The 22,329-nt window shown below is 69.5% G+C and carries 12 protein-coding genes and 1 pseudogene; 4 read left to right on the forward strand and 9 right to left on the reverse strand.

All coding sequences use genetic code 11. The annotated features are described in order from the left end of the window. The 3 genes from LIU39_RS32410 to LIU39_RS32420 all read right to left on the reverse strand — a co-directional run. Positions 1–1,379: AfsR/SARP family transcriptional regulator (locus LIU39_RS32410; RefSeq protein ID WP_227050531.1), on the reverse strand; the 1,379-nt coding region annotated here is incomplete at its 3' end. Position 1,380: 1 nt separating this feature from the next. Further along, on the reverse strand, positions 1,381–2,676 hold the full coding sequence (locus tag LIU39_RS32415; RefSeq protein ID WP_227050532.1) for a M18 family aminopeptidase: 1,296 nt from the start codon (positions 2,674–2,676) through the stop codon (positions 1,381–1,383). Between the two features lie 231 nt (positions 2,677–2,907). Beyond that, entirely contained in the window at positions 2,908–4,734 is a 1,827-nt protein-coding gene (locus LIU39_RS32420; RefSeq protein ID WP_227050533.1) for an acyl-CoA dehydrogenase, read from the reverse strand. Positions 4,735–4,998: 264 nt separating this feature from the next. Between LIU39_RS32420 and LIU39_RS32425 the strand changes: the two genes are divergently transcribed. From LIU39_RS32425 to LIU39_RS32435, 3 genes and pseudogenes are all read left to right on the forward strand, one after another. After that, positions 4,999–5,475, forward strand: a complete 477-nt coding sequence (locus LIU39_RS32425; protein WP_227050534.1) for an SseB family protein — start codon at positions 4,999–5,001, stop codon at positions 5,473–5,475. Positions 5,476–5,578: 103 nt separating this feature from the next. Continuing rightward, positions 5,579–6,532, forward strand: coding sequence for a pirin family protein (locus LIU39_RS32430; RefSeq protein WP_227050535.1), 954 nt, complete (start codon positions 5,579–5,581; stop codon positions 6,530–6,532). 171 nt (positions 6,533–6,703) lie between these two features. Continuing rightward, a pseudogene (locus LIU39_RS32435) lies at positions 6,704–7,834 on the forward strand (AI-2E family transporter); the annotation flags it as partial. On the opposite strand, the gene LIU39_RS32440 reads toward LIU39_RS32435, so the two are convergent. Further along, positions 7,759–9,975: an ATP-binding SpoIIE family protein phosphatase gene (locus LIU39_RS32440; protein WP_227050536.1), complete on the reverse strand. Its 2,217-nt coding sequence runs from the start codon at positions 9,973–9,975 to the stop codon at positions 7,759–7,761. The pseudogene LIU39_RS32435 and the gene LIU39_RS32440 sit on opposite strands and share 76 nt — an antisense overlap. A 267-nt stretch (positions 9,976–10,242) precedes the next feature. On the opposite strand from LIU39_RS32440, the gene aspS reads away from it, so the two are divergent. Further along, positions 10,243–12,018, forward strand: coding sequence for an aspartate--tRNA ligase (gene aspS, locus LIU39_RS32445; RefSeq protein WP_227050537.1), 1,776 nt, complete (start codon positions 10,243–10,245; stop codon positions 12,016–12,018). A 65-nt stretch (positions 12,019–12,083) separates the two neighbouring features. Here aspS and metG read toward each other — a convergent pair whose 3' ends face one another. From metG to LIU39_RS32475, 5 genes are all read right to left on the reverse strand, one after another. Continuing rightward, complete coding sequence (metG, locus tag LIU39_RS32450) at positions 12,084–13,805, reverse strand: methionine--tRNA ligase (protein WP_227050538.1); 1,722 nt, start codon at positions 13,803–13,805, stop codon at positions 12,084–12,086. 196 nt (positions 13,806–14,001) lie between these two features. Continuing rightward, positions 14,002–15,435: an MFS transporter gene (locus LIU39_RS32455; RefSeq protein WP_372464127.1), complete on the reverse strand. Its 1,434-nt coding sequence runs from the start codon at positions 15,433–15,435 to the stop codon at positions 14,002–14,004. 826 nt (positions 15,436–16,261) lie between these two features. Next, the gene (locus LIU39_RS35110; protein WP_308409444.1) at positions 16,262–21,145 is read right to left on the reverse strand and encodes a putative T7SS-secreted protein; all 4,884 of its coding nucleotides are present in this window, start codon (positions 21,143–21,145) and stop codon (positions 16,262–16,264) included. Continuing rightward, positions 21,142–21,708, reverse strand: a complete 567-nt coding sequence (locus tag LIU39_RS32470) for a hypothetical protein (protein ID WP_227050539.1) — start codon at positions 21,706–21,708, stop codon at positions 21,142–21,144. Before LIU39_RS32470 ends, LIU39_RS35110 begins: the two co-directional genes overlap by 4 nt. Continuing rightward, positions 21,709–22,110 (reverse strand): SseB family protein, encoded by a 402-nt coding sequence (locus LIU39_RS32475; RefSeq protein WP_227050540.1) that lies wholly within the window; start codon positions 22,108–22,110, stop codon positions 21,709–21,711. Between the last annotated feature and the right edge of the window lie 219 nt (positions 22,111–22,329).

Genomic DNA, 22,329 nt, shown 5'->3' on the forward strand with positions numbered 1-22,329 from the left:
CAGTCGGTGGCGACCAGGCCGTCCAGCCGGCTGCGGCTGGTGACGACCGTGGCGCAGGCCAGGCCGCCCGGCAGCAGCGGCCTGACCTGCGCCGAGCTGCGGGCGTGGTCCAGGACGACGAGCAGCCTGCGCTCGGCGACCAGGGAGCGGAACAGTGCGGACGCGGCCTGCGCCGAGGTCGGCACCCGCTCCGGGGGCGTGCCGAGCGCCAGCAGGAAGTCCCGCAGGATCTCGGCGGGCGCCGCCTCGTCGCCCTCCCCGAAGCCGCGCAGATCGGCGAAGAGCTGCCCGTCGGGGAAGGCTGCCGCGTACTGGTGCGCCCACTGCACGGCGCAGGCGGTCTTGCCGACGCCGGCCGGGCCCGCGACCACCGCGAGCGGACTCTCGCCCGTCGTGCGGTCCGTCAAGGCGTCGGTCAGCGCGGCGAGTTGGTCCTGGCGGCCCAGGAAGCGGGCCGGCGGCCTGGGCAGCAGCCGGGGCGCGGACGGGGCGCGCCCCGGTCCGCCCCGCGCGCCGGAGCCGGCCGCGCCGCCCTGCGCGGGCACCTGCTCCCCGCCGGCCGCCGCCGCTCCCGCGCTGTCACCGGCGCTGCGCTGCGGCGTGCGGCCGGTGGCGGAGCCCGCCCCTCGCCGGTCGGCCGCCTCGGCCCGCAGGATCTCCTCGTACGCACTGCGCAGCCGCTCGCCGGGGTCGACGCCCAGCTCTTCGTTGAGCAGCCGCCGGGTGCGGTGGAACCACTCCAGCGCGTCGGACTGCCGTCCGGTACGGAACAGTGCCCGCATCAGGCCGGCGATCAGCCCTTCCCGCAGCGGGTGGTTGACGGCGGCGGAGTAGAGGACGGCCGCGGCCTGTTCGTGCTCGCCGAGCGTGCCGTGGGCGCGGCCCAGCGCCTCGACCGCGGTCAGCCGGCGCTCTTCCAGGGCGTGGGCCGCGGCGGCGAACGGCGGGCTGGTGACGGTGCCGGTCAGCGCCGGGCCGCGCCACAGCCCCAGCGCCTCGCGCAGCAGCGGCACGGCGTCGGCCGGCGCCGCCTCGGGCCGCGCCAGTGCGACGAGTTCACCGAACCTGTGGGCATCGATCAACTCCTCGGGCAGCCGCAGGAGATAGGCCGATCCGTGGGTGGCCAGCTCGATGCCGTACGCGTCGGCGCCGCCTTCGGCGAGCGTCGCGCGCAGCCGTGAGACATGGCCCTGGACGACCGTACGGGCGTGTTCGGGCGGCTCGTCCTCCCACAGGGAGTCGATGAGCTGTTCCAGGGGGACGGTGGTGTTGGGCTGCAACAGCAGCAGCGCCAGCACACTGCGCCGTTTCGCGGGCCCGAGCGACAGCTGCCCGGAGCCGGACGTGACGGCGATCGGGCCCAGCAGTGAGAAGTCCAACTCAGCCCTCCAGGAAGGCCGTCAGGGCGTTCGCCAGCAGATACGGGTCGTCGGCGCCGCACAGTTCGCGTGCCGAGTGCATGGAGAGGATGGCGACACCGATGTCGACGGTGCTGATGCCGTGCCGGGCCGCGGTGATCGGCCCGATCGTCGTGCCGCACGGCATCGCGTTGTGCGAGACGAACGCCTGCCAGGGAACACCGGCCCGCTCGCAGGCGTCGGCGAAGACCGCACGCCCGCTGCCGTCGGTGGCATATCGCTGGTTGACGTTCACCTTCAGGATCGGGCCGCCGTTGGGCATCGGGTGGTGCCCGGGATCGTGCCGCTCACTGTAGTTGGGGTGTACGGCGTGCCCGGTGTCGGACGACAGGCAGAGCGTACCCGCCAGCGCCCGCGCCCGGTCCTCGTACGAGCCGCCGCGGGCGAAGACCGAACGCTCCAGGACCGTGCCGAGCAACGGGCCGTCGGCACCGGTGTCCGACTGGCTGCCGTTCTCCTCGTGGTCGAAGGCGGCCAGGACCGGAATGGCCGTCAGCTCGCCGCCCGCGGTGGCCGCCGCGATGAGCGCGGCCGTACCGGCGTGCACGGAAAGGAGGTTGTCCATCCGCGGCCCGGCGAGGAGTTCGCCCTCGCGTCCCAGGTAGGCGGGCGGCTCGACGCTGTGCACCATCAGGTCCCAGCCCCGTACGTCCCCGGGGGAGACGCCGGCCTCCTCCTCCACGAAGGCGATCAGGTCGCCCTCCGCGACCTGGCCCAGGCCCCAAATCGGCGTCATGTGGCGCTGTTTGTCCAGTTTCAGACCGTCGGTGTTGACCGAGCGGTCGAGGTGCACGGCGAGCTGCGGCACCCGGAGCAGCGCCCGGTCGATGTTCACCAGGCGGTGGCTGCCGTCCCGGAGGGTCACCCGGCCGCTGAGGCCGAGGTCGCGGTCGAGCCAGGTGTTGAGCAGGGTGCCGCCGTAGACCTCGACGGCGATCTGCCGCCAGCCGTTCGCGCCGGTGTCGGGGACCGGCTTGACCCGCAGATTGGGGGAGTCGGTGTGCGCCCCCACGATCCGGTACGGCGTCGCCGGGCCCGCCCCCTCCGGGACGTACCAGGCGATGATCGCGCCACCCCGCAGCACGTACGTGCCGCCGCTCGCGCCGTCCCACGCGTCCGTCTCCGCCACCTGCCGGAAGCCGGCCTTCTCCAGCCGCGCCGCGGCGTTCGCCACCGCGTGGTACGGGGACGGACTTGCGGCGAGGAAGGACATCAGGTCGTCGGTGTGGCCGCGATCGAAGCGGGCGGAGTTGGTCATGGAATCAGCATAAGGAGCCGGGCCCCCCGAACCCCGCCTGCGTGCGGGGTGACTCCGCTCCCTTCCGCTCTCTTCCGGCCAGGATGCGTGCAATCGCCATGAATGCGCCCGGGGGACGGCGGAGCGGCCCGGACACGGCCGTGCCCGCCGCCCCGGGGGAAGGGAGGCGGGCACGGCAGATGTGGACGCCGCACTGGGCGGACGCGCGCCGGTCGGGCCGGCCGCGTCATCTCAGAACGCGGCCTCGTCCAGCTCCATCAGCGACTGGTCGACGGCCTCGGCCAGGCCGCGCTGCACCGAGACACCCGGCAGGACGTTGTGCGCGAAGAACTTCGCCGCCGCGATCTTGCCGGTGTAGAACTGCTTGTCCTTCGCCGGGGCGCCGGCCAGCTTCTCCGCGGCCACCGCCGCGCCCTTGAGCAGGAGGTAGCCGATGACGACGTCGCCGGACGCCAGCAGCAGCCGGGTGGTGTTCAGGCCCACCTTGTAGATGGACTTGACGTCCTTCTCGGTCGCCGCGAGGTCGGTCAGCATCGCACCGACGATCGCCTCCAGGTCGGCCGCCGCCTTCGCCAGCTCGCCACGGGCCTGCTCCAGCTCCGCGCCGCCGGTGCCGTTTGCGAGGAACGTCTTGATCTCCTCGGACAGCACGGTCAGCGCCTGGCCCTGGTCGCGGACGATCTTCCGGAAGAAGAAGTCCTGGCCCTGGATCGCGGTGGTGCCCTCGTAGAGGGTGTCGATCTTGGCGTCCCGGATGTACTGCTCGATCGGGTACTCCTGGAGGTACCCGGAGCCGCCGAAGGTCTGCAGCGACTGCGCCAGCTGCTCGTAGGACTTCTCCGAGCCGTAGCCCTTGACGATCGGCAGCAGCAGGTCGTTCAGGCGGGTGGCGGCGCTCGCGTCCTCGCCCGCGGCCTCCTTGACGAGGATCTCGTCCTGGACCGTCGCGGTGTAGAGCACCAGCGCGCGCATGCCCTCGGCGTACGCCTTCTGCGTCATCAGCGAGCGGCGCACGTCGGGGTGGTGGGTGATGGTGACGCGCGGCGCGGTCTTGTCGGTGAAGGCCGCCAGGTCCGGGCCCTGCACGCGCTCCTTGGCGTACTCCAGCGCGTTGAGGTAGCCGGTGGAGAGGGTGGCGATGGCCTTCGTGCCGACCATCATGCGGGCGAACTCGATGATCTTGAACATCTGACGGATGCCGTCGTGCTTCTCGCCGAGCAGCCAGCCCTTGGCGGGGCGGTTCGCGCCGAACGTCATCTCGCAGGTGTTGGACGCCTTGAGGCCCATCTTGTGCTCGACGTTGGTCGCGTAGGCGCCGTTGCGCTCGCCCAGCTCGCCGCTCTCCCAGTCGAAGTCGTACTTCGGCACGATGAAGAGCGACAGGCCCTTGGTGCCGGGTCCTGCACCTTCGGGGCGGGCGAGGACGAAGTGCACGATGTTCTCGGACATGTCGTGCTCACCGGAGGTGATGAAGCGCTTGACACCCTCGATGTGCCAGGTGCCGTCCTCCTGCTGGACGGCCTTGGTGCGGCCGGCGCCGACGTCCGAACCGGCGTCCGGCTCGGTGAGCACCATCGTGGAGCCCCACTGCTTGTCCACCATCAGCTGGGCGATGCGCTGCTGTTCCTCGGTGCCCTCGTCGTGGAGGACGCCGGCGAAGGCGGGTCCTGACGCGTACATCCAGATCGCCGGGTTGGCGCCCAGGATCGTCTCGGCGAAGGCCCACAGCAGGGAGCGCGGCGCGGTGGTGCCGCCGATCTCCTCCGGGATGCCCAGGCGCCACCACTCGGCGTCCATGTACGCCTGGTAGCTCTTCTTGAACGTGTCGGGTACCGGCGCGGTGTTGGTGTCCGGGTCGAAGACCGGAGGGTTGCGGTCGGTGTCGGCGAAGGATTCGGCCAGCTCGTTCTCGGACAGCCGGGCGATCTCGGACAGCACGCTCTTGGCGGTGTCGACGTCCATCTCTGCGAACGGTCCGGTGCCGTACACGCTGTCACGGCCGAGCACCTCGAAGAGGTTGAACTCGATGTCGCGGAGATTCGACTTGTAGTGGCCCATGGGTACGGCTCCGTATCAGTTCAGCAAGAGTGGCGCGCAGCGCCTCGTTGAGGAGTGGTGGACGGGAGTGAGGGACGGCCTCGTTACGCATACCAGCAAGTAGCTACCGATGATGCTACCCACCGGTAATAAGGCGCAACCCTTTCCGTCCATCTGTGACGCGCGTCCCCCCGCCGGGCCGTCAGGGCCCCTCGGAGCGCGGGTCCGCGCAGGAGTTCCCGTACGGGCCGGTGCGGCCCCCGCCGAATCAGTACGCTGTGCCGCATGTACGGCTATGACCAGAACGCGGGTGTCGGGCAGCAGCAGTACGGTGCGCCGCCGCCCCCGCCGCAGCAACCGCCCTCCGGGGGCTACGGCGAGCAGCCGCTGTATCCGGAGCCGTCTCCGCCCTCGCTCGCCGACGCGGTGCGCGCTTTCACGACCGGCTCGATGTCGGCCGAGGACTTCCAGGGCATCTTCTCCACGTCCAAGGTCTACTGCCCGCGCGGCGACAACCCCGGCTTCCTGGCGCTGCACAACACCCAGCAGCCGGTGATCCCGATGTTCACCTCGCTCAAGGAGCTGCGCCGGTACGCGGGCAAGGAGTCCAAGTACTTCGTCATCACCGGCGCCGAGGTGCTGGATCTGCTGCCCACCGGCTACGGCTTCGTCCTCGACATGGAGGGCGACCACCGGATGGTCTTCGACGCGAAGGCCGTGGAGCAGATGGTCGACTTCGCGATGCGCCGGATGTACGGCTGAAAAACACCGTTTGACCTGGAGTGGCACCTGCGGGAATGCCGCATGCCTTGCGAGTTGTTCAGCATTCAACTAAGTTGAAATCCGAACGACCGAGGAGGCCGTCATGCCCGCAGTGACCGTAGAGAACCCGTTGACCCTGCCGCGTGTGGCAGCACCCGCCGACGCGCACAGCCGTCCGGTGCTTGCCGTCTCCACCGCGCCGAGTGGTTTCGAGGGCGAGGGCTTCCCGGTGCGCCGGGCGTTCGCCGGCATCGACTACAAGCACCTCGACCCGTTCATCATGATGGACCAGATGGGCGAGGTGGAGTACGCGCCGGGAGAGCCCAAGGGCACGCCCTGGCACCCGCACCGCGGCTTCGAGACCGTCACGTACCTGCTCGACGGCACCTTCGTGCACCGGGACTCGCACGGCGGCGGCGGCGTCATCAACGACGGCGACACCCAGTGGATGACGGCCGGATCCGGCCTGCTGCACATAGAGGCGCCGCCGGAGTCGCTGGTCATGTCCGGCGGTCTCTTCCACGGCCTCCAGCTGTGGGTGAACCTGCCGAAGAGCGACAAGATGATGGCCCCCCGCTACCAGGACATCGGCGGCGGCCAGGTCAAGCTGCTGACCTCGGCCGACGGCGGTGCGCTGGTGCGGCTGATCGCCGGCGACATCGACGGCAACGAGGGCCCCGGCGCCACCCACACGCCGATCACCATGCTGCACGTGTCGGTGACCCCGGGTGCCGAGCTGACCCTCCCCTGGCGGGCCGACTTCAACGCCCTCGCGTACGGCCTGGCCGGGCGCGGCACGGCGGGCGCGGAAGGACGTCCGTTCCGGATGGGGCAGGCGGTCGTCTTCGGCTCCGGTGACGCGCTCACGATCCGGGCGGACGAGACCCAGGAGTCGCGCAGCCCGAACTTCGAGGTCGTGCTGCTGGGCGGGCTGCCGATCCGCGAGCCGATGATGCACTACGGCCCGTTCGTGATGAACACCCACGCCGAGCTGGCCCAGGCATTCGAGGACTTCAAGGCCGGCCGGCTGGGAACGGTGCCCGCCGACGCGAGCTGACCGCGCGCCTGCCGGGAGCGAACTCCGGTGCAGGGGGCGGTGTTTCACGTGAAACACCGCCCCCTTTTACCTGCCCGGAGCCGGCCGCCAGGAGGGCCTGCGGCCGTACGGCGCGGCGCCGGTCCCGTCCGCTGTCGGCGACCGGCCCGGCGCGCGTGGTGGACTGTCCGGGTGCGAAATGAACTGGAACAGAACCGGCCCCGTGGCGAGGCGCCGCTGCTCCCGATCGCTGCCCGCCGGGTCGCCGCCTGGTGCGGGGTCGGGCTGCTGGTCGCCGGTGTGGTCGCGGTCGGGGTCTGGCTGTGCGTCGAGCTGAGCACGGCCGTCACGCCGGTGCTGCTGGCACTGCTGGGCAGCGCGCTGCTCGGCCCGCTGTACCGGCGGCTGGTGGCGATGAAGCTGAACCGCTCCCTCGCGGCCGGGCTGACCTGCGCCGTGCTGCTGGTCGTCGTCGGCGGCGCCGGCTACGTCGTGGTCAGCGCGCTGGTCGACACCGGCGACCAGATCATCGCCTCGCTCAAGGACGCGGCCAAACAGGTCTCCCAGCACTTCGGCACCGCGGGCACCTCGCTCAACGACCTCGCCTCCAACGCCAAGCAGCTGCTGGGCAAGTTCGGTGGTACCGCGGCCTCCGGGCTGCTGGCCGGCGTCAGCATCCTCGGCCAGTTCGTCGCCGCCGCGGTGCTCGCGCTGCTGCTGACGTTCTTCTTCCTGCGGGACTCGGACAAGGCGCTCCGCGCGCTGCACGACTGGGCCCCCGGCGAATCCGCGCCCCAGCTGGAGCGGATGGCCCGCCGCGGCTTCCAGGCCATCGAGGGCTTCATGCGCGGCACCACCCTCATCGCCCTGATCGATGCCACCTGTATCACCGTCGGCCTGCTGGTCCTCCAGGTGCCCAACGCCTTCGGCCTGGGCGCACTGGTCTTCGTCGGCGCCTACATCCCCTACCTCGGCGCGTTCATCTCGGGCGCGGTGGCGGTCCTGGTGGCGCTCGCCGAAGGCGGCTTCGTGAAGGCGCTGTGGGTGCTCGGCGTGGTGCTGGCCGTCCAGGTGCTGGAGGGACACGTCCTGCAGCCGATGATCCAGAGCCGTACGGTCCAGATGCACCCGGCGACGGTGATGCTGGCGATCACGGCGGGTGCCAGCGTCGCGGGGATCCTCGGCATGCTGCTGTCCGTGCCGCTGACCGCCGCCGTCTTCGGCGTGCTGCACGAGCTGCGCCGGCACTACGCAGGCTCGGGCACCGACTCCTCCGGGCCGCCGGAAGGACCTGCGGGCCCGCCGGACACCGCAGGTCCCGACGCCCCGGCCGATCCCGGCACCGGCCCGTCCGCGCCCGCGTCCTCGTAGATCTCGAACCACGTCGACTTGCCGTCCCCGCGCGGATCCACGCCCCACGCTCCTGCCAGCAGCTCCATCAGCATCAGGCCGCGCCCCGACGACGCCAGCTCGCCGGGGCTGCGGCGGTGCGGCAGCTCGTCACTGCCGTCGGCGACGTCCACGCGGATCCGGCGGCCGCCCCGCACGCCGGAGATCTCGGCGATCAGCAGCGCGTCCCCGTCGGTGTGCAGCAGCACGTTGGTGACCATCTCGGAGACCATCAGCACCGCGGAATCCACCTGGTCCGGGTCGGCCCAGTCGTGCAGCACGTCGCGGATCTGCCGGCGTGCCTCGCCTATCCGCTCCGGCTCGGCCTGCGCGACGGTCAGCACGGTGCGCCGGACGGGCTGCTGCGGCATCCGGCCGCCGGTGCCCACCCCGCAGCTGCCGCCCTCGCGGTTCAGCAGCAGCACCGCGATGTCGTCCTCGCGGCGGTCTATCAGCGGCCCGGTCCTGTGGTGCGAAGAGGGGCCGTGGACGGCCTGGACCAACTCGTCGGCCAGCCGTTCCAGGCCCTCGGCGTCCGCGCCGTCGTCGTGCCGTTCGATGATCTCGCGCAGCCGCGCCCAGCCGGTCTCCAGGTCGTGGCCGCCGGTCTCGATCAGCCCGTCCGTGCACACCATCATCGTCTCGCCCGGCTCCAGGACCAGCCGGGTGGTGGGGTAGTCGGTGTCCGGGTCGATGCCCAGCGGCAGCCCGCCCGATGTGGGGCGCACCAGCATCGTGCCGTCGTTCATCCGGATCGCCGGATCGGGGTGCCCGGCCCGCGCGATGTCCAGCAGCCCGGTCGCCGGGTCGACCTCGATGTAGAGGCAGGTCGCGAAGCGCGGGTCGGCGCCCTGGACGCCGCCCTCGGTCTCGTTGATGCCCGCCAGGAAGCGGGAGGCGCGGGAGAGCACCGCGTCGGGGTGGTGCCCCTCGGACGCGTAGGCACGCAGGGCGATCCGCAGCTGGCCCATCAGGCCCGCGGCCCGTACGTCGTGCCCCTGGACATCGCCGATGACCAGCGCGATCCGGCCGGAGGGCAGCGGAATCATGTCGTACCAGTCGCCGCCCACCTCCAGGCCGCCGCCGGTCGGCACGTACCGGGCGGCGACCGTCATCCCGGGGATGTCCGGCTGCACCGTCGGCATCATGCTGCGCTGGAGGCCGACGGACAGCTCGTGCTGCGATTCCTGCGCGCTCGCCCGCGCCAGCGCCTGGGCCAGCATCCGGGCGACCGTGGTCAGCACCGACCGCTCGTCCGGCGTGAAGGTCACCGGGTGGTTGAAGCCCGCCATCCAGGCGCCGATCGTCCGGCCCGCGTTGATCAGCGGCAGGAACGCCCAGGACACCCGGTCGAAGCGGGCGGCCAGCGGCCAGGCGGTGGGGTAGCGCTCCAGGTACGCGTCGGGGTTGGGGAGGTAGATCGCCCGGCCGGTCCGTATCACCTCGGCCGCCGGGTAATCGGTGCTCAGCGTCATCTCGGTGAACGGCCGCTCGTCGCCGTGCTTGTGGCCGTGGTGGCCGATGACCGAGATGCGGTCGCCCTCGATGCCGAAGACGGCGAGGCCGTCCGGGGTGAATCCGGGCATCGACAGGCCGGCCGCGACCCGCAGCACCTCGGCGGTGGACCGCGCCTCGGCCAGCGCCCGGCCCGCGTCCAGCAGGAACGCCTCGCGCGAGCGGCGCCAGTCGCCGGTGATGGGGGTGTGGGCGGAACCGGTGTCCGGCTGCGGTTCCGGGACCTCCTGGAGTGTGCCGACCAGGATGAAGCCGCCGTCGGCCTTCATCGGCCGGGAGCGGGTGCGGACGATCCGCAGCACCCGGCCGTCGGTGTCCACGACGCGCAGCCGGGCCTCGGCGAGGGTCCGCTCGGAGACGGCGAGCTGCACCACGCCGTTGATCTCGGCGAAGTCGACCGGGTGGAAGCGGGAGCGCACGGCCCCCTCGCCGAGTTCGACGGGCTCCGCGGGCAGACCCAGCAGCCGGGCCGCTTCGGCGTCGAGGCTCACCCGGCCCGTCGCGTCGTCCCAGCGCCACAGGCCGGTCGCGATGGCGGCCAGGAGCTCCTTGGTGCGCATTGCCTCACTTTATGTGGGTTTGCCGAGACCCGACCAGCGAGGCCGACGTGACCATCGTCCCACGGCGGCCCGCCGCGCTCAGGGCGTCCGTATCCCCGCCGCCCTGACACGTCTATGCCAATCGAGCGACGGGGCACGGGACGGTAACCTGGAGCGGTTATCACCAACCTGGGGCAGTCCTCCGCGGACAGAAACGGTCCGTCCGCGGGCGGCACGCGGTCCGTCCGCGATCTCCCCCTCTTCGACTCGCGACGACTTGGATGAGCGATGCATCGGTACCGGTCCCACACCTGCGGCGAGCTTCGGGCCGCGGACGTCGACACGGACGTCCGCCTCAGCGGCTGGCTGCACAATCGACGTGACCTGGGCGGCATCCTCTTCATCGATCTGCGCGACCACTACGGTCTGGTGCAGCTCGTCGCCCGCCCCGGCACCCCGGCCAACGAGGCGCTCGGCTCGCTGACCAAGGAGTCCGTCGTCCGGATCGACGGCAGGGTCAGCGCCCGCGGTGCGGACAACGTCAACCCCGACCTGCCGACCGGCGAGATCGAGATCGAGGTCACCGACGTCGAGGTGCTCGGCGCCGCCGACCAGATCCCCTTCACGATCAACGCCGACGACGGTGTCAACGAAGAGAAGCGCCTCGAATACCGCTTCCTCGACCTGCGCCGCGAGCGCATGCACCGCAACATCCTGCTGCGCACCGCCGTCATCTCCGCCATCCGGCACAAGATGACCGCGCTGGGCTTCAACGAGATGGCCACCCCGATCCTGTCGGCCACCTCCCCCGAGGGCGCCCGCGACTTCCTGGTCCCCTCCCGCCTGCACGCCGGCAAGTTCTACGCGCTGCCGCAGGCCCCGCAGCAGTTCAAGCAGCTGCTGATGATCGCCGGCTTCGACCGCTACTTCCAGATCGCGCCCTGCTTCCGCGACGAGGATGCCCGCGCGGACCGTTCGCCCGGCGAGTTCTACCAGCTCGACGTCGAGATGAGCTTCGTCGAGCAGGAGGACGTCTTCGGCCCGATCGAGACGCTGATGACCGAGCTGTTCACCGAGTTCGGCAACGGCCGCACGGTCACCTCGCCGTTCCCGCGCATCCCGTTCCGCGAGTCGATGCTCAAGTACGGCTCCGACAAGCCGGACCTGCGCGCCGAGCTGGAGCTGGTGGACGTCTCGGAGATCTTCGCGGGCTCCGGCTTCAAGGCGTTCGCGGGCAAGCACGTGCGCGCCCTGGCGGTGCCGGACACCGCGGGCCAGTCGCGGAAGTTCTTCGACCAGATGGGCGACTTCGCCGTCCAGCAGGGCGCGAAGGGCCTGGCCTGGGTCCGCGTCGGCGAGAACAACGAGCTGGCCGGGCCGATCGCCAAGTTCCTCACCGAGGACGACGTCAAGGCGCTGGTCGGCGCGCTGGGCCTGGAGCCCGGCCACGCGGTGTTCTTCGGCGCCGGCGAGTTCGACGAGGTCTCCAAGATCATGGGTGCGGTCCGCGTCGAGGCCGCCAAGCGCACCGGCAACTTCGTCGAGGACGAGTTCCGCTTCTGCTGGATCGTCGACTTCCCGATGTTCGAGAAGGACGAGGACACCGGGAAGATCGAGTTCTCGCACAACCCGTTCTCCATGCCGCAGGGCGGCCTGGAAGCGCTGGAGACCAAGGACCCGCTGGACATCCTGGCCTGGCAGTACGACATCGTCTGCAACGGCACCGAGCTGTCGTCCGGCGCGATCCGTAACCACGAGCCGGACGTCATGTACAAGGCGTTCGCGATTGCGGGCTACGACAAGGAGACCGTGGAGCACGAGTTCGGCGGCATGCTCCGCGCCTTCAAGTTCGGCGCCCCGCCGCACGGCGGCATCGCCCCCGGCGTCGACCGCATCGTCATGCTGCTGGCCGACGAGCCCAACATCCGCGAGACCATCGCCTTCCCCCTCAACGGCAACGCCCAGGACCTGCTCATGGGTGCCCCCAGCGAGGTCGAGGAGGCGCGTCTCAAGGAGCTGCACCTCACCATCCGCAAGCCGCAGGTGAAGACGCAGGGCAAGTAACCCCGGCCCACGCGAACGCCCCCGGGACCAGCCGGTCCCGGGGGCGTTCGCCTGCCTGCGTCTGCCTACGCGGAGTCGTCGCCGCCGAACCGCTCGCGGTACGACTCCAGGTCCTCCTCGGTGATCTTCGCGAAGAGCACCGGCGGCACCGTGAACGCCGTGCCCGCAGGGACGGAGGACAGCGCCCTGGCCTCCTCCGGGGTGACCCACGCCGCGGTGTCGTCCGCCAGCGCGAACGCGTCCCGCATCGCCTTCGCCGACGCCGGGATGAACGGCTCGGAGACGATCGCGTACAGGTGGATCAGGTTCATCGCGGTCCGCAGCGTCAGCGCCGCCGCGTCCTTGTCGGTCTTGATCTCCAGCCAGGGGGCCTTCTCCTCCAGGTAGGAGTTGCCCGCGCTCCACAGGGCGCGCAGCGCGGCCGCCGCCTTGCGGAACTGGAGCGCCTCCATGTGGCCCTCGTACTCCGCCAGCAGCCCGGCGATCTCCTCGCCCAGCTTCTGCTCCGCGGCCCCGGCGTCGGCGCCCGCGGGCACGTCGTCGCCGAACCGCTTCCGCGAGAACGACAGCACCCGGTTGACGAAGTTGCCGAGCGTGTCCGCCAGGTCCTTGTTGACCGAGGCGGAGAAGAGCTCCCAGGTGAAGGACGTGTCGTCCGACTCGGGGGCGTTGGCGATCAGGAAGTAGCGCCAGTAGTCGGCCGGCAGCAGCTCCAGGGCCGCGTCCGTGAAGATGCCGCGCTGCTGCGAGGTGGAGAACTTCCCGCCGTAGTAGTTCAGCCAGTTGAACGCCTTGAGGAAGTCGACCTTCTTCCAGGGCTCACGGGTGCCGAGCTGCGTCGCCGGGAACATCACGGAGTGGAACGGGACGTTGTCCTTCGCCATGAACTCCGTGTAGCGGACGTCGTCGGCCTCGTACCACCACGACTTCCAGTCGCGGCTGCCGTCGGACGCCGCGTCCGCCCACTCCTTCGTCGAGCCGATGTACTCGATCGGCGCGTCGAACCAGACGTAGAAGACCTTGCCTTCGGCGGCCAGCTCGGGCCATACGTCGGCCGGAACCGGAACGCCCCAGTCCAGGTCGCGGGTGATCGCCCGGTCCTGGAGGCCCTCGGTCAGCCACTTGTGGGCGATGGACGAGGCCAGCGTCGGCCACTCCGCACTGCCGTTGCCGGCCAGCCAGCCCTCGACCTCGTGCTGGAGCTTGGACTGGAGCAGGAAGAGGTGCGTGGTCTCGCGCACCTCCAGATCGCCGCTGCCGCTGATCGCCGACCGGGCGTCGATCAGGTCGGTCGGATCCAGCACCCGGGTGCAGTTCTCGCACTGGTCGCCGCGCGCCTTGTCGTAGCCGCAGTGCGGGCAGGTGCCGACGATGTAGCGGTCGGGCAGGAAGCGGTCGTCGGCGATCGAGAAGACCTGGCGGATCGCCCGCTCCTCGATGAAGCCGTTCTCCTGGAGCTTGCGGGCGAAGTGCTGGGTCAGCTCGACGTTCTGCTGCGACGAGCTGCGCCCGAAGTGGTCGAACCGCAGGCCGAAGCCCTCGTAGATCGCCTTCTGCTTGTCGTGCTGCTCACCGCAGAACGCGGCCACCGACTGCCCCGCGGCCTTCGCGGCCAGCTCGGCCGGGGTGCCGTGCTCGTCCGTCGCGCAGATGTAGAGCACGTCGTGCCCGCGCTGGCGCATATACCGCGCATACACATCGGCCGGGAGCATGGACCCCACCATGTTGCCCAGGTGCTTGATCCCGTTGATGTACGGAAGGGCGCTGGTGATGAGGTGTCGAGCCATTGCCGGCTGCTCCCAAGTCGCTACGGTGAGTGAAGAATTGCTTTACGGAACGTCAATATCGTACTGGACGGTGCGATACGAATCCGCGGGCTTTTCCGCACGCATTTCCGACGGCTATTCCGCGGACCACAACGGGCCTCCCCACCACCGCGCGGCAGATCAGGACCGTTCCTTGCCGAGGCCCTGCCGCCCCGTCTCACACCGCCGCGGCCGCCGCGTCCCGCGCGGGCCTCGGCCCGTGCTTCGGGGCCCGCGCCGTCACCATGAACCAGGCCACCACGGCCGCCAGCAGCATGATCGCCGAGCCCACGCCGATCGCGGCGGTGAAGCCGTGCACCACACCGTCCTTGACGATGCCGTTCCGCACCGCCGCCGTGACCTGCCCGGTGCGCGACGCGCTCGCCATCCGGGACGCGATGTACGTCGCGCTGCTCGACGTCGCGAGGGTGTTGAGCAGCGCCGTACCGATCGAACCGCCCACCTGCTGCGCGGTGTTGACGGTCGCCGACGTGACCCCGGCATCCCGGGACGCGACCCCCGCGGTGGCCGTGGCCGTCACCGGCATGAAGATCAGGCCCATGCCGAGACCGACCAGCAGCTCGGCCGGCAGTACATGCGAGACGTACGCCGGCTCGGCGGTCAGGAACGTCAGCAGGAACAGGCCCGCAGCGGCCAGCAGCGCGCCGGGCGCCATCAGCAGCCGGGGCGCGAGATGGTGCAGCAGCCGCGCCGATATCTGCGTCGAGCCGATAATGATCGCCGCCGTCATCGGCAGAAACGCCAGCCCGGTCTTTACCGGCGAATAGCCGAGCACGACCTGCAAGTAATAGGTCATGAACAGGAACATTCCGAACATCGCGATGACGGCCAAGGCCATCGTGAGGAAAGCGCCCGCGCGATTACGGTCCCGCACGATGTGCAACGGAAGCAGCGGATACCGGGCCCGGCCCTGCCACCAGGCGAACGCCGCCAGCAGCAGCACGCCACCCACCAGCAACCCCAGCACCAGAGGGGCAGCCCAGCCCCGCGGCTGCGCCTCGCTGCACCCGTAGACGAGCGCGACCAGACCGCCGCAGCCCAGCATCACACCGGGGACGTCCAGCCGGGCCCGCCCGCGGTCCGGCCGGTCGTGCAGGAACACCGCGGCGCCCACGCACGCCAGCGCCGCGACCGGGACGTTCACATACAGACACCAGCGCCAGTCCAGATACTCGGTCAGCAGCCCGCCGGCGATCAGCCCGATCGCCCCGCCACCGCCCGCGATGGCGCCGTAGATCCCGAACGCCTTCCCCCGCTCCTTCCCGTCCCTGAACGCCGTCGTCAGCAGCGACAACGCGGACGGCGCCAGCAGTGCCCCGAACGCCCCCTGCAACGCCCGCGCCCCGAACAACAGCCCCGGCCCGCTCGCCGCACCCCCCAGCCCCGACGCCACGGCGAACCCGACAAGCCCCACCATGAACGTCTTCTTCCGCCCGATGAGATCCGCGATCCGCCCGCCCAACAGCAACAACCCGCCGAACGCCAGCGTGTACGCGGTGATCACCCACTGCCGGTTCGCATCCGACATCCCCAGTTCCCGCTGTGCCGAAGGCAACGCAATATTCACGATGGTCGCATCCAGCACCACCATCAACTGCGCGAGCGCGATGACGACGAGGCCCAGCCAGCGCCGGGGATCGGGTGACGCACCGGCGACCACCGCCGACCCCCGCGGCCCGGCCGCGCCGGCTTCCCCCCGACCGTCTCCACTCACCACACAACCCGCCTCCACCGGCCGTCGGCCCGGCTCACCCGCCCTGCTCAGCGGATATACCGGAATAACCGGATCACTTCACCCACTCAGCGTAGGCAGCGGGGGGTGAGGGCGCTTGGTGGGGGCGGGAGGGGCCGCTTTGCTGTGTCACCGGATCGGCAGGATCCCCGATCGAACTCATCACTTTGGAGCTGGATCGGCGGACGGCCCGCCGGAGTATGGGAAAGTGGCCTCTTTTGCGAAGCAGGCTTTCCCCTTGGTCTAGTTACGGTCTCCTCAAAATGCCGCAATATATGCCGACCTTGAAGTTCGCGCCAATCACGTGAGTCGAGAATCCTCGGTCATCATGATGTCGGCTTGGCTGGAGTATTCGCTTAAGTGGGGTTTTGGTTCAGCATATCCATCGCGAATAGGATTCGCGACTCATCGGAATCGGCTAGAAAAGCATAGAATCCTCCGGCGTGCGGCCGGATTCCAATCATGGATAGATTTGAATCTTGATATTCCTGTAGGAAGTCGATGAGTGATTTCGTTGCGGCGTTGAGGGGTGATCCGGCTTCGGTTCGACGCAGGCGTCGGTTGTACGTGTGGAGGAGTGATTCTTTTGTCACCCTACCTGAGGTGAATTCGCATCCAGCGTATGCTGCGGACAGGATATTCTGTGAGCAAATGCTGGCCTCTTTTGCGTGCGAAAGGAGAGTGATTAGTTTGTCCTGGTCCATGTTCCTCCATTCAGACTCATTTCGGCACCCGTGACTCTTCCTTTTATCATAACCTCGCCCTCGTCGTATGGGAAATTCACTCCGGGGACTCTAGAATATCCTGCGCCGTCGGCATTGGGTATCCTGAGAACAATGCCCGGACCATTCCCTCTGTAGCTTTCTTCGAGAGCCATCTCCTCGTAGTAAGTCGTCCACGAAGTAAATTCGCTCTCTGTCGTTCCTCCTGCGTGAAGGTCCGGGTCGGAGTGGCCTCCAAGTGGCTCAGAAATCCCTTTCTGGGCATTGTCGTACATATTTTTCCATGCGGGTGGGCTGTGCTCATTGGCATGCCCGATTCCTCGATATAGGTACGGCTCTTGGCTGGCATCCCAGCTCCCTCCGTTAATGGACCCGCCATCACAGGGGCTGAGGCCTAGTGGGTCGACTCCGGAGAGGGGGTTGCTGACGTACGTGTGAATGTTCGGGGCTGGACGTAGGCCCAGTGGATCCGGCGATATATAGCAAGCGGTTTGCGTGTCATAGAATCGGTGGTAATTGTAATGCAGCTGAGTTTCTGGGTCGAAATATTGCCCTGGGAATCGCAGTGGTGTGTATGCGGTTGCGTCGACGCTCCAGGCGGTAATTCCCCATACGGTGGAGCGTGTGTGCCAGGCCACCTCGCCGATTGTTGAAATGAGTTTTGTGGGCGATCCGACGAGATCGGTCACGAAGGCGAAGAATCTTTTATCGACTTCACATTGGGGAAGGGTGTCAGGTTTGCCCGCGATCTTTCTTTCTGTTTGGCTGACGGGATTTAGTCCCTTGTGCTCCCAAGTGAGTGTTACTACGTGTGTATCAGCGGCTTGGTGATGCGTCGTTTGTTCGCTGAGTACAGCTCCGTCCCATACGAATTGACTCTCCTCCGTGGCCGTTCCTGCATCGGACCCCAACCGCTCCTTCGCGACCCGCCTCCCGAACGCGTCATACAAATACCGCCATGTAACCCCGTCCGGCGTGATGACCGACGTCAGGCGGTCCTCCGTATTCCACGTGTAGTGCCACGTGTCCGGTTTGCGGGAGAGGCGGGTTTTTTGGCGGAGGGTTACTCGGCCGAGGGGGTCGTGTTCGTAGCGGAGGGTGCCGGCTCGGGTGATGCGGGTGCCGGTGTAGGTGCGGTCGCCCCGGGCTGAGGGGTTGGGGTGGCGGTCGGGCCAGGTGGCGTGGGTTTGGTTGCCGGCTTCGTCGTAGGCGTAGGTCTCGGTCCAGTCGGTGGCGTGGACGGCGGTGACGCGGCCCGCGCGGTCGAGGTCGAAGGTGCGGCGGCCGGTGTGGGAGTCGTCGATGGCGGTGAGGTGGCCGTCGGCGCGGTAGGTGTAGGCGCGGTGGTGGAGGAGGGAGGGGGAGGGAGTGGCCGGGTGCGGCGGCTGGGTGGTGGCGAAGCCGGGGGCGGCGCCGTGGATGCCGGAGGTGTCACTGCCGCCGGTGGCCGCTTCCGTGAGCGAGGGGGCGGTGGGGGCGGCCAGGAGGGACTGGGTTGCCAGGCGGCCTGTGGGATCCCAGGTGCTGGTGAGACGGACGTGGTCGCCGATGGTGCGGGTGAGTTCGTTGCCTGCGGCGTCGTGGTCGAAGGTGAGGAGGTGACCTGCGGCGTTGAGGGCGGTGCGGTTGCCGGCGGCGTCGTAGGCGTAGGTGGTGGTGTGGCCGGTGGGGGTGGTGCGAGAGGTGCGGCGGCCCAGGGCGTCGTAGGCGAACGTCATGGTGCGGCCGTTGACGGTTTCGGCGGTGATGCGGCCGAGGACGTCGCGGGTGTAGGAGACCGTGGCGTCGGGGTTGGCTGCCTGGAGGAGTGCGCCGGTCGGGGAGTGCGTGAAGGTGGTGGGGAGGCCGGCGGCGTCCTTGGCGGTGATGCGGCCCATGAGGTCGCGGGTGTAGGCGGTCACCTCCCCCAACGCGTTGGTCCGGGTGAGGAGTTGGCCTGCGGCGTCGTGGGTGTAGGTGAGGACGCGGTCGTCGAAGTCCGTCTCGGAGGCCAGGCGGCCGGCCGCGTCGTAGGTGTACTGCCAGGTCAGGCCCTGGGGATTGGTGACCTGGGTGAGGCGGAGTTCGGTGTCGTGGGCGAAGGAGTGGCGGACACCGTCCGGGTCGGTGCGGGCCGTGAGCAGGTCGAAGTGGCCGTACTCGAAGCGGGTGGTCCGCCCCAGGGGGTCGGTGTGGGTGGTGCGGTTGCCCTCGCCGTCGTAGGTCCAGCGTTCGGTGGCGCCGGTGGGGTCGGTGCGGGCGGCGAGTTTCCCCTCGACGGTCCAGGTGAGGCGGGTCGTGGCACCGAGCGGGTCGGTGACGGAGGTGACCCGGCCGAAGGCGTCGCGGGCGTAACGGGTCGTCGCGCCGAGCGGGTTGGTCACGCTGAGCGGGAGGCCGGCCTTGTCGCAGTGGAGGTGTGTGGTGTTGCCGAGGGCGTCGGTGACTGCGGTGAGGTGGCCGCCGGCGTCGTGGGTGTAGGTGGTGGTGGCGCCGGTGGGGTCGGTGGATGAGGTGCGGTTGCCTGCGGAGTCGTAGGTGTGGGTCCAGGTGGTGCCGTCGGGAGCGCTGGTGCGCACCGGGTGGCCGTCGGCGTCGAAGACGGTGGTGGCCGTGGTGCCGTCGGGAAGTGTGAGGAGGCTGGGTCGGCCCTTGTCGTCGTAGCCGATGCGGGTGGTGCGGCCGAGGGGGTCGGTGGTGGCCAGCACGCGGTGCTGGGCGTCGCGGACCGTGCAGGTGGTGGCGCCGGCGGGGTCGGTTTCCGCGACGATCTGGTGGCGGTCGTTGACCTGGTAGGTGGTGACCTGGTCGAGGGAATTGCGGAGGGAGTTGGTCCGCCTACCGGTGGCCGGGTCCGGGTCGCCCCAGGTGAAGTGGGCGTGCAGATGGCCCTCGACGCCGCTCTGCCAGATGCAGCGGTCCTGGTCGTCGTAGGCGTAGCTGTAGCTGCTGTCGTTGGTGTCCGTCCAGGACGTGATGCGGCCCTGCGGGTCGTAACCGAAGCACAGCGGGATGCCGGACGACTTGGTGACGGTGGTGAGACGGCCCGACGCGTCGTAGCCGTAGGTGACGAGGAGCTGGTCGCCGCCGTCGGGGGCGGCGCCGGCCAGGTGGAGGGCCGTGATGCGGTCGGCTTCGGTGGTGAACAGGAGGCGGTGGCCGGCGCTGTGGGTGAGGGCGGTGGGGGTGCCGTCCTCGGTGTAGTCGAAGGTGTGGTGGTTGCCGCGCCGGTCGGATATCTCGTCGAGGACGGCGAGGCCCTCGGTGTACGAGGTGAAGTACCAGCGCATGCCGGTGTCCGGGTCGGTGAGGAGGTAGTCACCGTCGGGGGTGCGTTCGAGCGGCCGTCCCGGGCCTTCGGCGGGGAGGGTGGGAACGCCGACCGTGGGGTGCGGGTAGGTGTAGAAGTCGCCTTCCCCGCCGATGAGGATGACGCCTTCCGCGTCGATCTCCAGGCGCTGGTCGACGGTGCTCATCCACGCCGGGCCGAACCATCGCCCGGTGCGGTACGAGGACTCGAAGGTACGGGCGAAGGCGAGGGACATGCTTCCGGGCAGCCGGATGTCGGTCTGCGGGAGGATCATCCGGCCCGTGGCCATGTCCACGGGGTCGTTGCCGAAGGTCTTGCACCAGGCGGTGCGGGCGCGGTCCCGGAGGGTCCGCCTGCCGCCGTCCCTGGCGGCGGTCCGCGCGGCGCTCTTGGCGGCGTCCTTCATGCCGGCCTTCGCCGCGCCCTTGGCCAGCCCGCCCGCGCCCTTCCCGCCGACGAGGTTGGTGAGGAAGCCGCCGTACGCGTCGCCCGGGTCGCTGCCCCAGCCCGAGCCGAGCATGCCCTTGGCGGTGTCGACGGGGTGGAGGGGGGCGGACGCCAGGCCCATGAGGGTGGTGGTGGCGTTCGAGGCGAACTGCCAGGGGTGGGCGATGTTGTAGGGGTCGAGCGGGTTGACCATCCGGGCGAGCTTGAGGGTGTCGGCGCCGGCCTTCAGGGCGCCGCCGGCGATGTGCACGCTCTCCACGGCGTAGGCGGTGCCGTAGTCCTTGACGTCGGCCGACAGGAGTTCGGTGGTCTGTGGCGCATCCGGGGCGTGCGCGAGCGCGGACTTGACGGCGCTACGGGCCCGCTCGGCCGCTTCGTTGCGCTGGCTGCGGGCGTCCTTGAGCATGTCCTGCGCGGCTTCCCGCCCCTCGGAGCCCGGGTCGGTGAAGTCTCCGGGGCGCTGCGGAACGGCACCCGGGTCGTCGCCCCGCTCGGCGGCCGCGTGGTAGGTGTCGACCTTCTCCAGATACGTCTGGCACGTGGCGTTGTACGCCTTCTGTGCCCGCAGCGTGGCCTGTTGCGCGTGCTGGTACTTCTCGATGGCGTCCCCGGCCTTGCCCTGGGCCCAGGTGACGGTTTCGGCGAAGTTCTTCAGCGCTTTCGACGCGTCGCCGCAGGCATCGGCGGCACGCATCCACTGCTTGGGGTGCATGTCGAACTTCTCGCGGAAGGCGTCCGCGGCCTTGCCGCCCCAGTCGCCCTTGGACCCCAGCTTGCGCATGCCGTCCGCCACGCGGTCGAAGGCGGCGGAGAAGTCCTTGAGGTGGGCGGCGGATTCGTTGATCTTCGACGGGTCGCCGTGGATGAGCTGCCGCGGGTCGTCGGTCTCGCCCAGCTGCCGCTCGTCGACGTGCGCTCCCATGGCGCCGGCGAGCTTGTCGCCCCCGGAGCGGACCCGCTGGGCCAGACCGTCGGCGCCGACGGTCTCCAGGGCGTCGCCGGTCTTGTCGGTCGCGAACTCGACCACCTCGCCGGCGCCGCGTTCGACGGCATCGGTGAACTCGCCCGCGGCCTTGCCGACGGCGTTGACGCCGTCGGAGAAGAGACTCACTTGTCGGCCCCGCCCTTGGAGCCGGCCGGGTCGTCGCCGGTCATGCGGTCGGGTATCGAGGTGATGTCGTGGCCGAGCCCTTCGGCCGTCTGCACGCTGCGTCGGCCTGCGGCCCGCGAGGCGGCGGACGTCGGATCCCAGTCGGCGTCCTTGAGGGGATCGGCGACGTCTGCCCAGGACTTCTTGTGGAGTTGCTCGGTGGTCGCGGCGGGGTTGCCGACCGCGTCACTCACCACGGTCTTGAGGGTGTCGGAGGCGTACTGCTCCTGCTCGTAGTAGAAACCGGCCGTGATGCCGAGCTTCTTGGAGAAGCCGTTCGCGTCCTGCATCAGCGTGCGCACGCCCCAGCCCCACCGCTCGCAGAACGTGTCGAGTACGGCGGCCAGGCCGTCATCGCCGCATTCCACGCCGTCCAGGGACAATCGGTCGAATCCTCGGCCTTGTTGCGCTTCGACGTCAAAGCCCAGTTCTTTCAGTTCCGCGGTCGCGGCTCTGATTCCCTTGGTGAGTTGCTCGAATGCCTCCGGTTCGAGCTGATAACCGGCGCCACCGATGAGCCCCATTTACTGCTTCCCTCCGGGGAGCGTGTCCTGTATATCGAGAGCCGCCGCATCAGGAACGATTCCGGCCACGGGCGGGAAGAGCATGCCGTGCTCGCCTCCGGCATCCAGCGCGATGCCGGTCGGGCTGTCCATGCCAGGGATCAGGACGTCGAGCAGACGGGCTCCGGTGCAGGTCACGTACTCCCAGTCGGCACCTGGGCCGTCGTCGCGGGCCGCTGCGAACCGGGTCAGCGCTTCCTCGTCGGTGAAGGCGTACAGCCAACGAATTCCGTCCATATCGGCGCTCAGCAAAGAGTCGTTGACGGCTGGAATCAGGACTGCGGTGCGCCGGAATTCTCCCAGCATGGCCGGTGGGTCCGGCCGGCCTATGTGGAATGCCGCGACTTCTTCGGCCAAGGACATGAGGCCCCTCCCCCTGATTTCCGTTGATCCCCCTGAAGATGCGCGCTCCACCCTGCCACAGGGCACTGACAGTGCGTTCGAAGGGTGGGGAAAGGGGTGGGGATAAGGGGGGTGGAAACCGGACGGCGGGATGGTTATGGGGAATTGGGAGGGGGTGGGGAGGAAGTGGCCCCCGGGAAAAGGGCCGGGGGGGGGGGGGGGGGGGGGGGGGGGGGGGGG

The organism is Streptomyces pinistramenti, assembly GCF_020564935.1.
GTDB lineage: Bacteria > Actinomycetota > Actinomycetes > Streptomycetales > Streptomycetaceae > Streptomyces > Streptomyces pinistramenti.

Coding starts and splice junctions, on each gene's coding strand:
- LIU39_RS32415 (WP_227050532.1), bottom strand. CDS start 2,676: ATGACCAACTCCGCCCGCTTCGATCGCGGCCACACCGACGACCTGATG.
- LIU39_RS32420 (WP_227050533.1), bottom strand. CDS start 4,734: ATGGGCCACTACAAGTCGAATCTCCGCGACATCGAGTTCAACCTCTTC.
- LIU39_RS32425 (WP_227050534.1), top strand. CDS start 4,999: ATGTACGGCTATGACCAGAACGCGGGTGTCGGGCAGCAGCAGTACGGT.
- LIU39_RS32430 (WP_227050535.1), top strand. CDS start 5,579: ATGCCCGCAGTGACCGTAGAGAACCCGTTGACCCTGCCGCGTGTGGCA.
- LIU39_RS32440 (WP_227050536.1), bottom strand. CDS start 9,975: ATGCGCACCAAGGAGCTCCTGGCCGCCATCGCGACCGGCCTGTGGCGC.
- aspS (WP_227050537.1), top strand. CDS start 10,243: ATGCATCGGTACCGGTCCCACACCTGCGGCGAGCTTCGGGCCGCGGAC.
- metG (WP_227050538.1), bottom strand. CDS start 13,805: ATGGCTCGACACCTCATCACCAGCGCCCTTCCGTACATCAACGGGATC.
- LIU39_RS32455 (WP_372464127.1), bottom strand. CDS start 15,435: ATGGTGGTGCTGGATGCGACCATCGTGAATATTGCGTTGCCTTCGGCA.
- LIU39_RS32470 (WP_227050539.1), bottom strand. CDS start 21,708: ATGGGGCTCATCGGTGGCGCCGGTTATCAGCTCGAACCGGAGGCATTC.
- LIU39_RS32475 (WP_227050540.1), bottom strand. CDS start 22,110: ATGTCCTTGGCCGAAGAAGTCGCGGCATTCCACATAGGCCGGCCGGAC.